The organism is Candidatus Berkiella cookevillensis (genome assembly GCF_001431315.2).
Classification (GTDB): domain Bacteria; phylum Pseudomonadota; class Gammaproteobacteria; order Berkiellales; family Berkiellaceae; genus Berkiella_A; species Berkiella_A cookevillensis.
The window spans coordinates 437,321-451,407 of the sequence record NZ_LKHV02000001.1; the positions used below are offsets into that span (position 1 = coordinate 437,321).

Genomic DNA, 14,087 nt, shown 5'->3' on the forward strand with positions numbered 1-14,087 from the left:
AATATGAAAAAGGCAGCCATGTTTCAAATAGAGTCTAGCACCGAATCTCCTCGTGAAAACTGCACGGCTGATTTGGCAGTTCAGAGCTTCAAGAAGATTGCGCCCTTTTGGCCGCTTAAAAACTTGATCGCAGTGAATCCTCTGCAAGGATTTGAAGACTTACCAATCGAAGCAGCAGTTAAAATGGCAGCAGCTCATTTTGAGATAAAGGATCTGCCAGAAGAAATGGATGCAGTCAATCGTGAAACCATTAAATGGTTACAAGCATATTTTGATGATGGGCAGTCTACGATATCGATGCCGTTCAGGTCGCAGGGCTTATACGCATCCTGGCGAAAACTTGCTATTTACGATGAAAAATTGCATAAAAATGATAAAGAAAAAAAATCAGTATTAAATTTGTTACCAAAAACGCCTGGGAAAACTATTGCACAGTGCTTGTTAGCTTTGGGTCTCTCAAAAGAACAACAGCTTCAATTTTTAAGTTTGATGCTCACTACATTGCCAGGTTGGGCAGGATACATAAAATATCGCACGGAGTGGGCGGGATTAGATGCTCACCATCCACACCCAGTATCTCAAGAAGATTATTTGGCGATACGGTTAGTTATCACAATGTTACTTTGGCCAAAAGCAAAGTCACTTATAGATTGGCATAAAAAAGTATTAACAGAATATGATTTTAAAAATAGTATACTAGAAAAAATTCAAAATGCAGAAAGTGCATATCGTATTCCGTTGTTAAATAAATTAGCGGCACAACCAACCCATTCTCCGCATATACCAGAAGCTCAACTTGTGTTCTGCATTGATGTACGTTCAGAACCCTTTCGCAGGGCGCTAGAGTCAACAGGGGATTATCAAACCTTTGGCTTTGCTGGCTTTTTTGGTATACCTGTTAAAATTAGCAACATGCTTAGCAAAGAGTCTTATGCTTCCTGTCCAGTACTTCTTCAACCTAAACATGAAGTAAAAGAATTTCCTTGTATAAATCACGCACACAATAAAAATCTGAATGGATATGAAAGATTGACCTCTTTCAAGAAAGTTTATCAATCCCTCAAATACACATTCACTACGCCATTTGCATTAGTCGAATCCTTAGGCATCATGAGCGGCCTATGGATAGGGTTTCGTAGTTTTGCACCAGAGCTTGCTTCAAAATTAAAAAACATTGCAACTGAAACTATCTGTAAAGATCCAGAGATTAAACCCTCTCTTGAGAATATCAGCTTTGCAGAGCAGTGTTCATATGCAGAAGGTGCGTTGAAAATGATGGGACTGACTCATCACTTTGCAAAATTAATTGTTTTTTGTGGGCATGGGAGCACTACCCAGAATAATGCATACGCTACCGCTCTTGATTGTGGTGCTTGCGGTGGAAGACATGGCGCTAGTAATGCGCGTATTCTTGCTGCAATCTTAAATCGCCCAGAGATAAGAGCAGAGCTTTACAACCGTGGTATTAAGATCCCTAAAGGTACCCATTTTATTGCCGCAGAGCATAATACTACTACAGATCAAGTTGCACTTTATGGCAACCACGATTCTGTCGCAATCCAGGTGCTTAAAAAAAACCTAGAAATAGCAAAAAATATTAATAATTCAGCGCGACTGTTGCAGATGGATAAAAAAGTGAATACTTCGAATGCTTCAGCCAAGGTGCGGCTTCGTTCACAAGACTGGGCTCAGTTACGTCCAGAATGGGGGCTTGCAAGAAACGCTGCATTTATAGTAGGGCCACGTGATATTACAGCCTCTCTCAATCTGGAAGGACGGTGTTTTCTGCATTCATACGATTATAAGCAGGATGAAAATGGCAGTTTTCTTACTACAATTCTTACCGCACCGATGGTGGTTGCGCAATGGATTAATATGCAATACCTATTTTCAACCTACGATAATGTGGCTTATGGAGGAGGAAGTAAAATCACTAAAAATATAACTGGCAAAATTGGTATTATGCAGGGTAATGCAAGTGATTTGATGACTGGGCTGCCCTTGCAGTCGGTTTATAGCAGTGATACAGAAGCTTATCATGAAACTCAACGACTGATTACGGTTGTTTTTGCTCCGCGCAAGAAACTAGATAACATCATTCGTGAGCAGGCAGTTCTAGGGAAATTGCTCGGTAATGGTTGGGTACAGATGGCATGTATCGAGCCAGATAGTCGGCAAATTTATATCCTTAATAGAGATTTTACATGGCAATTAATAAATTAAAACATAGTTCAGTTTACACAAACAGTTTCTTTGCCAAGATCCCTACAGTAGTAGCCATGCTATCATTTTCATTCCTCCTCTTTTGCTGCCAGCTGACAATGATCAAGTCTTTTAAAGCGCCAATTTGCAAATGCTCGGTAGACCAAATTTGCTATTTGTCTGATAATGGGCAATCCAATGATTGTCGATAGAATACGCCACCGCTTCAACTGCTTCGAAATTAGGATGAAGGCATCAACGCCAATATGTAACTGACCAGTATGATCTTTGGCATGCAGCAGTTTTAATCCATCGGAAAGAGAAACCCCTTCCTTTTTGAGATCATCAGCCGACTCAGTGATATCTTGCCAATCAAAAATACCTTCAGGCGCGATCTTGCGGTAATGGTTGATCTCTTTAGAGCATAAGCCGCATTTTCCATCATAAAATACTGTAATCATTTTATTTCTTATTCTTATTGCTGCTATGTCGTTTTGAAGAATATTTTGTTCATTAAAATATAACACCGATATTTTGTAACTCAAAAATCATAAAACACTCCCTTTCATTACATTTACAATATTGTAAGCAGAATTGATAGCTTCTTCGACTTAAGATCACCCTCTTAGGTGATGCAATAGACGCAGGATGAACATATATATAGAACATTTTGGGTAAAGTCAGTGTAGCTGGTGTCAAATTGAAAGCTGCAATCATTTGTCATTTTAGTATACTGTTTTTATTTTTTTTTTGTAAAGCTGACAGAAATAACATTAAGAGCGGAATATTTACGAGCCTCTAAAAGACTCTAAGAGCATTTTCTTGTTAGCAGCATTTCAACAAAGAAAATTCAGAAAAACTGGCCACTTGTTCATATAAGCCATCTCGTTCATCATGGGCTTTATCAATAAAAGCTGCTAAAAAACTATCTCGGTCAATTTTGGTCAGCCTAGCAATTTAATTAGCTATGTTAATGCGGCTTGCTAGTAGTTTTGATTACAACATCGCTTGATCTGACGTTGCTTTCCATGGCTGATTCACACATACTCATGTCACGGTGCTTCCTCACCGAATCTACTGAGTGCGCGTATAATAAATGAGGTATACTATGAAAAAACAGATCTACGCCTTATTAATAGCATTTATATTTTCACCTTTTCAGTCTTTTGCAAAGGTGAAAACCTTAGATAAAACAGCATATGATTTTTCATTTAAAACACTGGTAGGTGAAAAACCTATGCGGCTCAAGCAATTTGAAGGGAAAGTGCTCTTAATTGTGAATACTGCCTCAAATTGTGGATTTACATCACAATACAAAGGGCTTGAAGAGATATATCAGACCTATGCAGATAAAGGTTTGATAGTGATAGGCGTACCCAGTAATGATTTTGGGGCTCAAGAGCCTGGCAATAACATGGAAATTTCTAATTTTTGCAAGCTCAATTACGGCGTCAGCTTTCCAATGGCATCGAAAGAAGTCGTGTCAGGTGATAATGCACATCCATTCTACATATGGGCCAAGCAAAGCTTAGGCTTTGGCACTGGGCCGAAATGGAATTTCCATAAATATCTTATTAACCGTAAGGGCGAGTTAATTGATTATTTTAATTCTACAACGTTACCAGAAAGCGATCGCATTAAAAAATCAATTGAGAAAGCATTGATGGAAAAATTGTGAGCAGTCTTCGTCTCATTTTGGGTGATCAACTCTCTGAAAGCATTTCGTCATTAAATGATTTTCAAAAAGATGATTGGATTTTATTATGCGAAGTGATGGAGGAAGCCACTTATGTTAAACATCATCCCAAAAAAATTGCTTTTTTGTTTGCTGCGATGCGTCATTTCGCGGTAGAGATGCAAGCAAAAGGTTTCAAACTTCGTTATGTAAAGCTTACGGATCCGCAAAATTCTGGTAGTTTCACAGGTGAGGTGCACCGTATTGCACAAGAGTTAGGTGTGGAACGCTTAATTGTGACTGAGCCTGGTGAATATCGTGTGAAATGTATGATGGAATCATGGCAAGAATTAATTGGAATACCAGTAGAAATTCGTGTCGATGATCGTTTCTTGTGTTCTATACAAGCTTTTAATAATTGGGCGAAAGATAAAAAACAACTTAGGATGGAGTATTTTTATCGTGAAATGCGTAAAAAGTACCATATCCTTATAGAAAAAAATGGTTCGCCTACTGGTGGTAAGTGGAATTATGATAAAGAGAACCGTAAACCACCTACCAAAGGTCTTTTTTCTCCTAAACGCATCAGCCATAATAAATCATCTATTTTGAAGGAAGTACTGAGGCTAGTGGCTGAAAAGTTTTCTGACCATTTTGGTATGCTTGAGCCATTTAATTATGCCATTACTCGTGCGCAGGCGTTGATAGAACTGGACGATTTTATCGATCGAATTTTATCTAATTTTGGTGATTATCAAGATGCAATGCTAAAAGGTGAAGTTTATCTTAATCATTCACTACTCTCTTCTTATATTAACGTTGGTTTATTGTTGCCACTGGAAGTTTGTCAAAAAGCTGAAACTGCTTATCGGAATGGTAAAGTGTCGCTGAATGCTGCGGAAGGCTTTATTCGACAAATTCTTGGTTGGCGAGAATACATACGTGGCATTTATTGGCGATATATGCCTGAATATGAAGAACTAAATTACCTCAATGCCAAAAATCCATTGCCAGACTTTTATTGGGGATCAAAAACACGTATGAGTTGCATCAATGAGGTTATTTCGCATACTCAACAACATGCATATTCACACCATATCCAACGTTTAATGATCTCTGGAAATTTTGCGTTGCTTGCAGGCTTGGATGTCAAACAAGTCCAGGAATGGTACTTGGCTGTTTATAGTGATGCTTATGAATGGGTGGAAATGCCCAACACCTTAGGCATGTCTTTGTTCGGAGATGGTGGAATTGTTGCGAGTAAACCTTATGCGGCAAGTGGAAAATATATTAAAAAGATGAGTAATTTCTGTCAGCATTGCTCTTATGACCCTGAAGACATGTTGGGTGAAAATGCTTGTCCCTTTAATGCATTGTATTGGGACTTTATTGCCCGAAATCGCGAAAAACTAAAGGGGAATCAGAGATTATTTTATGTTTATAGTACCTGGGAAAAATTCAGCGATGAAAAGCAAAGAGCCATCCGAGATAAAGCAGCAATCACTTTGGTGTGTATGAATAAAGGTGAACTTTAAAAATTAAGAACGGAATAATCCAGGACAGCCATAAAAAGTTAATTGACTAATAATCTATTGATTAGAGATTAAAAAAATAAATACACATTAAAAGCAAAAAAATTATCATGACATGAGTCTCTATTATCTTTGTCATGCAACAGTTTTTATACTTCAGAAAGAAAAATATCGTCTTTTTTAGGCCATCAGCAGACTCAGTGATATCTTGTCAATCAAAAATCATAAAACAATACCTTTGATTGCATTCACAAGATTGTAAGCAGAATTGAAGGCTCCCTCGACACGACCGCCAAGACACCAGTCACCACAGGCAGCAAGCTTATGATCCTGATCTAAAAATATAGGGTTAATTTCCCTTTTTGAATTATTTGCATAGCGCCATCTATGAATGGTTTTGTAATCGGCAATACTGACATCATGCCCAATAATACGGCTTGCTTCGGTTATTAGATATTGCATGACTTCTTCATGATCATCATTAATATGTGCTTCTGCATACTTTTCAGAAGAATGCGCTATCAGAGTATAGTGTTCTGATCTTCCCGGCTTATGGCTGTTCACAGCAATCCAGCTCAAGTCAGCATTTTCAATCTGTGCAGCATCAAAATCGAGTGGTAGGCTTTTTTCAAAGCCAAGCATCAAAGAAAAACATGCTCGCATTTCTATAGCCTTAGCATTGTTGTAATATTTGAAAGTCTTAGGAAGTAGCTCTACGGTCTGTGGTGGTGGCGCTGTAGATATCAAAAAATCAAAGCCATCATAGCGATGCCCTTCATTATCTGTCAATTGCCATCTTTTTTTATGTTCAATAGATACAATCTTTGTGTCGGTGTGGATATTGAGATTTTTTGCTAAATACTTACCAACTTCATTCATTCCAGGAACACCAACATAATGCGGATTTTCATCCATCCAATTTTTGCGTTCTATAATTTGATTACCATCAAACTTTAGGTAGCGTGCATTCCATGGCTCAATAATTTTTTTCTCTATAAGAGGTCGAATAAAATCTTTAAATGGCTGGGTTCGAGCGGTAAAATATTGCGTTCCATGATCAAAGAAATAAGATTTTGCGCGCCGTGTGGACATACGTCCACTAACACCACGTGCTTTTTCAAAAAGCGTGATCTCAGCATAATTATTTAATAGATGAGCCGCAGATAGGCCCGATATGCCTGCTCCGATGATAGCAATTTTTGTCATGAAATAGTTCCTGAAATAATAGCTGTTGAAATAAGTATAGCTGCCCTGATTAGATGTCAGCTAAGAAACTGGAAATAATGAGTATGTATGCTATCAACATGCGTTTTATTGGATCAAACCATGGTAATTGACGGATACCAAGTAATAAATAAATATTAAAATCAAAAAAAGTCTTATGCTTGCACAGGTGAGATAAAGTCTTTTTTTCAGCTCTAGATTTATTATCAACAAGGACGGATAAGAAACTATGCTCAATGGATAAAAATTATTGGTATATATAAGTTTTCCAGTCTTATGCTTAGATAATTTTCGATTGATATCTTGGGTTAGCTCAACATAATATTTATTTCAATTATTTTCACTTTGTATTGAAGATATATAATAAACTAAGTAGCTGATCTTCGTTCCCTTTGTGTAGGCTGCGCTTTAACTTCACCGAGGCATTCGCTTCGCGCGCCACGATGTTTCAAAGTTGTTCATATATTCAAATTCGTACTAGTGACGTCGTAGCTAAATTTTGCTTTCAGTAAAATAGCAAAAATGGATGGCGGAGAGGGAGGGATTCGAACCCTCGGTACGGGTTAACGTACACACACTTTCCAGGCGTGCTCTTTCGACCGCTCAGACACCTCTCCGGGAATGGTCGACCATTCTATCAAACAATCATCATTTTCGGAAAGAGTGATTTTAAATTATCTTAGCTACCTAAGTCTATATATGTTCTATTATGATATGAGATAAAAAGAAAGCCGCATGATGCGGCTTATGTATATTAAGCTTGCGGTTTGCGACGCGATACCGCAAGAACAACCGCGAATAAAGCAGCTAAGCCCAATAAAATTAAATTATCCATTATTAAATCTTTTAAGGTTCGTTTAGGGGTAATATTTTTACTGTTTTTTTCAAAATAATAAACTATCCCACCAATGCCTTCTTTAAGAACACGCTGATAATCTTTACCCTGCATTTCCTTTTTAACCTTTCCAATAATTTCGTCTTGCACTGCGGGTGGGTAGAAGGCTTCCATATTGGTTGAAGGGTGAATGCTGGCATAGTTCTCTTTTAACGAAACAATAAATAAAGCACTATATTGTGGCGCAGGTTGCCTGTTTGAGAGTTGTTCAATAAAGTAATTGACAACTTTTTCCGGCGGATCATTTTTGAAATCTGGCATAATAACTGCTTCAATACGCAGTTTATTGTTAAGTTCGATCTGACCCAATAATTCATTGTATTGTTTGAAAACATAAGCATCAATAACCTTTGCATAATCAGAGATATAGGGTGCTGGTGCTGTGGTTGTTTGTGCTTGTGCAAAGATAATACTTGAGAATAATAAAGATAAGATACACAGCAAGAAATTCTGTTTTTTCACTGCTAGTGCATTATAAAATCTGCAAACTTCCATGTTAAAGCTCCTTAGCATCCGTCGATATTAAAAGTATGTGAATTGACTTATACTCATTGCCATATTAGCTTAAAAATGGTTGATTGTGTAGTTTTGAAAACAGTTATTCAATATACTTAAGTAGATCTTGCGTGACCTGTTTTTTAGTATAAGTCGGTTTGTGCCATATCCATAAAGCGTATATACCAAGCAGCGCAAAGCAAAACCATAAGAATACAGACAAATAAGTGAATACGGTGCTTTGTTGCATCAAGGGAATAAGATCCAGGGGAATACGACCGTCTAGTAAGTTTAACGGCGTTCTTATGCCGTCTAATACGATATAAATCCCTATAAATTTTAGAGTTATTTTCATTAAACTGTAATTATGTAATTTAATGATAGACAATAAAAGACCAACCATGATGATTAAGATCAAAATGGTAAGGATATCTCTTACCCACAAAATTGAAATAAAGAGAATAAAGAGACTTAAGACGATGGCTTCAAAAATAGCATATTTTTTATGCAGTTTATCAGCCAGAATATAAATGAGCATGCCCCATAGCACAGCACCACAATAACTACAGGTGGCAATGAACCATATATTTCCGCCTTGTGCAAAACTTGTTCCCATGCCACGCAAAGACAATTCTAAAGAAGAGACAGAACCGCCGGTTGCAAGGATCCCTAATGCTTTACTGATTTCATGGAAAAATCCCATCCACCAAGAAAAAGGCCAGTTGAATATTGGAACATAATAGACTGCAAAGGCAACCACCACATAAGCTAAAAATGTGATCGACCGTAATGAGAACATTATCTCAACCTAAAGGTTAGTTAAAAGGCATAAAACACGAACAGCTGTCATTCTTGAGACTGCTCGTGTTTTCAATAAAATTCAAGATTTCTGTTTAATTTTTCTTGCCTCTATGGTACAGATAACCACCTGCAGCACCTACGCCAGCACCTATTAATGCGCCTGTTCCAGCACTGCCAGAAGCTGCACCAATGAGTGCGCCTGCACCTGCACCTATCGCGGTACCCGTTAGTACACGTTGTTCACCTTTGGTTGTAGAGCACGCTGTCGTTAAGCTCAACATACCGATAAGGGCAATTGTTTTTACAGCTGTGTTCATTTTTCACTCCTAACATTATTATGAAACATATCTTCAAATTACAAAGATAACTGCGTAGATTGACTTATTTATTTCGGAAGAAGTTCCCGCATTGATTAATTTTTTTTACAACATTGGAATATAACTAAAGAGTGTTTTTGTATAGGTCGTTGCTCTATGTTTTTTTCATTGAACTAAATTTGGTCAGTCAAAATCTATTTTTTACATTTAATTTTTAGAATAGAACGGGTGATTCAATGGCAAATCTAGGACCTATTATTCTCGATCTAAAGGTCTTATTGATAATCTCACAGATAGAGATTGGGAAGAGGCAGAAAAATATTTTCAGACTAACCCTAGTGCAAGCAAATTTGATAAATTTTCTTCAGACAACAAAAATAAAGCAAAACATTTGAGAGAACAAAGGGTTAATTGTTCATTTATCAATGTAGAAGGAAAAATCTATGCTATTAAAAATGGCGAATGTGTGGGGGAAGGGAATTTTGGTAAAGTCAAAATTATTCAGGCTAGAAATCGCAATAACTTTGCTGTAAAAATTGAAGGACGACAAAAACGTGGCGAAACAGATCCTGAACTTGCAATCATGAAAACGTTGAATCACTTTCATGGTGAAGCAGAGCGCTTGTATGGGAAAATTTTTAAAGGGCAATATTCGCATAAAAAATTATATACAGTCATGGATTTTCATGAAGGTAATGAGTTGTTAAGAGAACTGTATGTTGGAAAAACAGATGAAACACCGCATAAAAATTTAACAGAAGAGCAAAAATTGTTACTGGCGATTCGAGCAGCACAAGCAATACAATACCTGCATGCACATAAAGTTATACATGCAGATATTAAACCTGCAAACCTCATGACAAGAGTAGATGGTGATGTGATTGTTATGGCTGCCATTGATTTTGGCTTTTCTATGGTTTTGAATGAGGGTCAAAAAGTATTACAAGATACTTGTAAAGGGTCGCCTCTTTATTGTGCACCTGAGATTCTTGAGTTAAATTACGATAACAAAGGTAACCCCGTATCAGTTAAGAGAGCCAAAGATCCTGCCTCCTATTCTTTTGCATCAGACATATTTGCGCTTGGTGTGATGTTTAAATATGATTTTCAGTTGAAAATGGAAGATGCATTTTATAAAAAAATAATGAATACCGATCCTAGTCAACGACCTTCAATGGATGAGCTAATAGAAGCATTGTATAGTGAATTGGAAAAACAACCGAATCTCAGTAGTGTTGCACAAAAAATGCTTCAGGAGAGACAACAGCCAGAAGAGCAGAACAATCAAACTCAAATAGATGCAAAAACGATACAGATAAACCGAAGCTTTACACCTTTAAAAGAAGATGCTGAAATTTTCAAATCTTCAACTAAAAAAGAACAAGCATTGAATGAATCGGATAATAAATACCAACATCTGGTTGAAGTCTTAGAGACTTGCAAAAATAATCTTGACGTAGAATATAAAAATAAAAGACATCATTCAGGTTGGGGGAGATGGTTTAAGCATATTTCATCAGGCAGAGATGCAAGAAAAGACCAGATGTCAAATTTAACAATAGCTTTGAATACTTTCATCGAAAACCCAACGGACATCAACATGAATGTGCTTAAAGAGACCTTAACAAATATTAAAAATGATATTGATAAGGAGTTTCATTTTTTAGGTTCATCCGGGCTTAAAGTAATGATCACAGATATTGAAAAAAAGATAGAAACAACAAATGAACAGTTATTAGAGTCGAGTAAAAGAGGACCATCACATTCATAGTGGGCTTTGAGATAGGGATATACGAGACGCAATGCGAAGACACGAGCAAGATTTCAGAGATAAGGGTATAAATACCGTCAGCCTAGAAGGCTACAATCTAAGCCATTATATTATTTTTGTTATTCAATCTTGTTTATTTCTCAATATGCCATTGATAATGATGAATCATCTTCTTGATTAAGCAAAAGACAAGTCCAAGTCCCATTAAGCTGAGTGCTTTGGTGAGTAGCAATGCATCTGCGCTGTAAATAGAAGAAGCAATCAAAAATGCTAAAAGACCTGCACCAGTAAACATGAGTAATGCATTTACTGTCCTATAACCGATGAGTATAAAAATAAGAGACATGCTTAGATAAGGGCTTATGACACTAGCAATAATACTGCTTACAATCAGCAATACCATGATTGGTGTATCAATCGGTTTTAAAGCATTTTTTCTCAATGAAATAATATGTGCTATCGCAATGATAGATAAACCGACTTGAGCGAATGCTACGAGAAGGGCATGACTATGATGGATATCACTGATTGATTGTGTGAGCACAAGATTCATTATTTCGAGCACAATGGTGGCTATATTGGCATATAGCATGGGGCGTAATAATTTTTGTGTTACAGGAAGTAAAAAGAGCGCACAAGTAATGGCACTTAAAAAACACAGCGCTAAATGACTTGTTTCTTCTGGTAATATGGCAATAAATAAGTAGATATTTAAGAGTAGAATGCTTGAAAATCGTACCCACATATCTCGATAAAAACCATAGCTTATTAAACTAAACAGAGCAAAGATGCCAAATTTTGTAAGCGTAATTGCTATGTTATGATCTGGTATTGCATGCAATGCAAATAGTATTAATAAATGGCTACTTAGAAGTGTTATGCGATAGATAAAAACACTCAGCATAAAATAATCATAAGCTAATTGACGCATGAAATAATAGATAGTCCCACTTAAGAGCGTCAATAATAACCCCAGGCTGAACAGTTCTATTATATGATGTAGGTTAATAATATTATTTGCATATAGCCCCATAAAAAAACAGGCATGAAAAATAACAGTTATGCCATAGAAAAAAATTATTTTCATGGATAATCTTGATTCAGCATTTAATTGGCAGAGTATGGCGATTTCTGCCGAATTCCGTTTTTTAAGGAGTCCTTTTGTTTCTAAGAGATCAAAGAAGCTTTGTAAATCATATATTTTCATACAATGATCCTTGCAACGAAGAGCAGATAGAATGCAGCGCATGTCAGTAATGCGCCAAGTAGCAGAAATAAAGAGGCTTCTTTAGAGCGAAAATGATGCAGCCATGCGCCAAGCAGTGTGCTTAATAGCAGCAATGGGATGCTGAGTATTTGATACAGTGCTGGAATATCTTGCCATTTCAATAGCATTAATAATATTGTTCCACACAATAACAATAGACCACCCAACCACTGACAAAAAAGAATAATGAAGTGTCCTAAAGAAGCATGACGGTTTAAAAATCTCCAGCTGTAAAATAATGCATTCTCATCTAAGTGGCCGGATTGATAGAGGTGTTGAATCATAGGCCATCGTACGGGTAAAGAGAGTAGTGATGGGCTATCCATATCCTGATTCATTGGTTCAGAGTGTGTGTTATGTGCATCCATGCAGCTTCTAACCTTGCAATTCTTCAAGCTTACTTTTAGTGTAGTCTTAACTTTTGAGAATGCTTTTAAGTTGGGATCCCAAGATACAAATAAGGAATATTATGAAGAACGACGCAATGATGCCCACAGAATTAAAAAAAATTTTAGCAGATACCTACGCGCTGTATTTAAAATCTCAAAACTATCACTGGAATGTAGAGGGCATTCATTTTCAAAGCCTGCATAGCTTATTTGAAGGGCATTATAAGGATTTATCTGAAGCAGTGGATGAAATTGCAGAGCGTATTCGTGCCTTAGGCCTTAAGGCGCCTGGTAGCTTTAAAAGCTTTGATTCATTGAAAACGATTACGGATGCCAATGAAAATGCAACGGCGAAGGAAATGTTAGAGGATCTTGTGCATTCTCACCAAGTGATACAGCAAAACATTATTGCAGCGCTTGAAGTTGCACAGCAGCAAAAAGATGAAGTAACCATTGGGCTGCTTGTTGATAGGTTGGAATATCATGAAAAAACACTTTGGATGCTAGGCGCACATCTTGCTGAATGAACGAAGTGAATGATTCTCGTTCCTTGAGATCTACGGTTTTTCTTAAGTTGGCACCTATAAGCGAAGGCTGGCATCTAGAAATTCTGGGATGACAGCCTAGTAGAAATTCGTAGAGAATTGTTCAGTTTAGAGAGAAGGCTTGGAAAATAATATTAGAGGCTTTCCACCGTATCATCTGTGATCAGTGCCTGGTAGCGCACGATTTGTTCTTCTGCACTTTTGAGTGCTTCAGTGCTTCCCATATCGATAAAAGGATCTGAACAACGGGCAACATGAATTTCTTTGCCAGCATTTAGCCAGGCTGGAAAGCAATCATATTCCAAACTGATTTCTTTATCGGCATTGAGATCTTCTAGTAAGTGACTGCGTAGTAGGTATACGCCAGCATTCACAACATCAGTGCCAGATTTTTTCTCATGAAAGCCAATTAAGCGATTTTCACTATCACATTCAAGAGAACCATATCGCCCTGCGTTGGCAACTTTAGCCCCCATGATGATGCCATCTAAATTTGGGTCGTTATGCAATTTGCGCAAACTGGGCTTTAAGTTGGTGAGTAAGAGGGAGTCACCATTTGCAACTAAAATAGTCGAAGAAGGGTAGCGTCTTACACAAAAGGCGGCAGCACCGGCTGTACCCAAAGGACGTGGTTCTGTCACGACATCAATAAAGAAATCATTTTGTTGACTAGATATTTGATTGGCCCAAGCAGTGATTTTCTCTGCGCCAAAGCCTGCAGAAAATATGATGTGCTTGAATCCTTGCTGCTTCAGCCACTTTGTTATCCAAGAAATAACAGGCTCTCCAGCGATTGGTAATAACCCAAGTGGTGTCTCTGGGTTTGTTTCACTGATAATATTATGTTTGCCACCAACTAAAACAATCGCAATCATTATTTTTATTATCTTCCATGTGCAATCTGATAAAGAAGAAAAATAACTTCCTTTTCGCCGTCATGCAATAGTTTTTAGAAATTAACTAATATTTTTATT

The 14,087-nt window shown here is 37.2% G+C and carries 13 protein-coding genes and 1 tRNA gene; 5 read left to right on the forward strand and 9 right to left on the reverse strand.

Features of this window, described 5'->3' with window-relative positions; genetic code table 11:
• The first annotated feature begins 3 nt into the window (after positions 1–3).
• Positions 4–2,223: a DUF2309 domain-containing protein gene (locus CC99x_RS01910; protein WP_057623644.1), complete on the forward strand. Its 2,220-nt coding sequence runs from the start codon at positions 4–6 to the stop codon at positions 2,221–2,223.
• Positions 2,224–2,291: 68 nt separating this feature from the next.
• On the opposite strand, the gene CC99x_RS01915 is transcribed toward CC99x_RS01910, so the two are convergent.
• Positions 2,292–2,663 carry a thiol-disulfide oxidoreductase DCC family protein gene (locus tag CC99x_RS01915; protein ID WP_057623766.1) on the reverse strand — a complete coding sequence of 124 codons (372 nt, stop codon included), beginning with the start codon at positions 2,661–2,663 and terminating at the stop codon, positions 2,292–2,294.
• A gap of 647 nt (positions 2,664–3,310) precedes the next feature.
• Here CC99x_RS01915 and CC99x_RS01920 point away from each other — a divergent pair.
• Together CC99x_RS01920 and CC99x_RS01925 are read left to right on the forward strand one after the other, a co-directional pair.
• Positions 3,311–3,880 (forward strand): glutathione peroxidase, encoded by a 570-nt coding sequence (locus tag CC99x_RS01920; RefSeq protein WP_083477283.1) that lies wholly within the window; start codon positions 3,311–3,313, stop codon positions 3,878–3,880.
• Entirely contained in the window at positions 3,877–5,412 is a 1,536-nt protein-coding gene (locus tag CC99x_RS01925; protein ID WP_057623646.1) for a cryptochrome/photolyase family protein, read from the forward strand. The genes CC99x_RS01920 and CC99x_RS01925 overlap by 4 nt, the downstream gene beginning before the upstream one ends.
• 219 nt (positions 5,413–5,631) lie before the next feature.
• Here CC99x_RS01925 and CC99x_RS01930 read toward each other — a convergent pair whose 3' ends face one another.
• The 5 genes from CC99x_RS01930 to CC99x_RS01950 form a co-directional block, all read right to left on the reverse strand.
• Positions 5,632–6,615: an NAD(P)/FAD-dependent oxidoreductase gene (locus CC99x_RS01930; protein ID WP_057623648.1), complete on the reverse strand. Its 984-nt coding sequence runs from the start codon at positions 6,613–6,615 to the stop codon at positions 5,632–5,634.
• A gap of 545 nt (positions 6,616–7,160) precedes the next feature.
• Positions 7,161–7,250: transfer RNA gene (locus tag CC99x_RS01935), tRNA-Ser, on the reverse strand.
• Between the two features lie 137 nt (positions 7,251–7,387).
• Positions 7,388–8,023 (reverse strand): TPM domain-containing protein, encoded by a 636-nt coding sequence (locus CC99x_RS01940; RefSeq protein WP_057623650.1) that lies wholly within the window; start codon positions 8,021–8,023, stop codon positions 7,388–7,390.
• A 103-nt stretch (positions 8,024–8,126) separates the two neighbouring features.
• The gene (locus CC99x_RS01945; RefSeq protein WP_057623652.1) at positions 8,127–8,822 is read right to left on the reverse strand and encodes a M50 family metallopeptidase; all 696 of its coding nucleotides are present in this window, start codon (positions 8,820–8,822) and stop codon (positions 8,127–8,129) included.
• Positions 8,823–8,916: 94 nt separating this feature from the next.
• Positions 8,917–9,141 carry a YMGG-like glycine zipper-containing protein gene (locus tag CC99x_RS01950; protein ID WP_057623653.1) on the reverse strand — a complete coding sequence of 75 codons (225 nt, stop codon included), beginning with the start codon at positions 9,139–9,141 and terminating at the stop codon, positions 8,917–8,919.
• Positions 9,142–9,532: 391 nt separating this feature from the next.
• On the opposite strand from CC99x_RS01950, the gene CC99x_RS01955 reads away from it, so the two are divergent.
• Positions 9,533–10,912, forward strand: coding sequence for a protein kinase domain-containing protein (locus CC99x_RS01955; protein ID WP_057623655.1), 1,380 nt, complete (start codon positions 9,533–9,535; stop codon positions 10,910–10,912).
• A 133-nt stretch (positions 10,913–11,045) separates the two neighbouring features.
• Here CC99x_RS01955 and CC99x_RS01960 read toward each other — a convergent pair whose 3' ends face one another.
• Together CC99x_RS01960 and CC99x_RS01965 are read right to left on the reverse strand one after the other, a co-directional pair.
• Positions 11,046–12,119: a DUF4401 domain-containing protein gene (locus CC99x_RS01960; RefSeq protein ID WP_057623657.1), complete on the reverse strand. Its 1,074-nt coding sequence runs from the start codon at positions 12,117–12,119 to the stop codon at positions 11,046–11,048.
• Positions 12,116–12,547 carry a hypothetical protein gene (locus CC99x_RS01965; RefSeq protein ID WP_057623659.1) on the reverse strand — a complete coding sequence of 144 codons (432 nt, stop codon included), beginning with the start codon at positions 12,545–12,547 and terminating at the stop codon, positions 12,116–12,118. Before CC99x_RS01965 ends, CC99x_RS01960 begins: the two co-directional genes overlap by 4 nt.
• Positions 12,548–12,648: 101 nt before the next feature.
• On the opposite strand from CC99x_RS01965, the gene CC99x_RS01970 reads away from it, so the two are divergent.
• Entirely contained in the window at positions 12,649–13,095 is a 447-nt protein-coding gene (locus CC99x_RS01970) for a Dps family protein (RefSeq protein ID WP_235528056.1), read from the forward strand.
• Positions 13,096–13,247: 152 nt separating this feature from the next.
• Here the strand turns inward: CC99x_RS01970 and CC99x_RS01975 are convergent, their stop codons facing one another.
• The gene (locus CC99x_RS01975) at positions 13,248–13,988 is read right to left on the reverse strand and encodes a sugar phosphate nucleotidyltransferase (RefSeq protein WP_057623661.1); all 741 of its coding nucleotides are present in this window, start codon (positions 13,986–13,988) and stop codon (positions 13,248–13,250) included.
• Positions 13,989–14,087: the final 99 nt, after the last annotated feature.

Bases quoted from the DNA above. Each gene is read 5' to 3' on its own strand.
- CC99x_RS01915 (WP_057623766.1), bottom strand. From the start codon at position 2,663: ATGATTACAGTATTTTATGATGGAAAATGCGGCTTATGCTCTAAAGAG.
- CC99x_RS01970 (WP_235528056.1), top strand. From the start codon at position 12,649: ATGAAGAACGACGCAATGATGCCCACAGAATTAAAAAAAATTTTAGCA.
- CC99x_RS01940 (WP_057623650.1), bottom strand. From the start codon at position 8,023: ATGGAAGTTTGCAGATTTTATAATGCACTAGCAGTGAAAAAACAGAAT.
- CC99x_RS01950 (WP_057623653.1), bottom strand. From the start codon at position 9,141: ATGAACACAGCTGTAAAAACAATTGCCCTTATCGGTATGTTGAGCTTA.
- CC99x_RS01920 (WP_083477283.1), top strand. From the start codon at position 3,311: ATGAAAAAACAGATCTACGCCTTATTAATAGCATTTATATTTTCACCT.
- CC99x_RS01975 (WP_057623661.1), bottom strand. From the start codon at position 13,988: ATGATTGCGATTGTTTTAGTTGGTGGCAAACATAATATTATCAGTGAA.
- CC99x_RS01930 (WP_057623648.1), bottom strand. From the start codon at position 6,615: ATGACAAAAATTGCTATCATCGGAGCAGGCATATCGGGCCTATCTGCG.
- CC99x_RS01960 (WP_057623657.1), bottom strand. From the start codon at position 12,119: ATGAAAATATATGATTTACAAAGCTTCTTTGATCTCTTAGAAACAAAA.
- CC99x_RS01910 (WP_057623644.1), top strand. From the start codon at position 4: ATGAAAAAGGCAGCCATGTTTCAAATAGAGTCTAGCACCGAATCTCCT.
- CC99x_RS01945 (WP_057623652.1), bottom strand. From the start codon at position 8,822: ATGTTCTCATTACGGTCGATCACATTTTTAGCTTATGTGGTGGTTGCC.
- CC99x_RS01965 (WP_057623659.1), bottom strand. From the start codon at position 12,547: ATGGATGCACATAACACACACTCTGAACCAATGAATCAGGATATGGAT.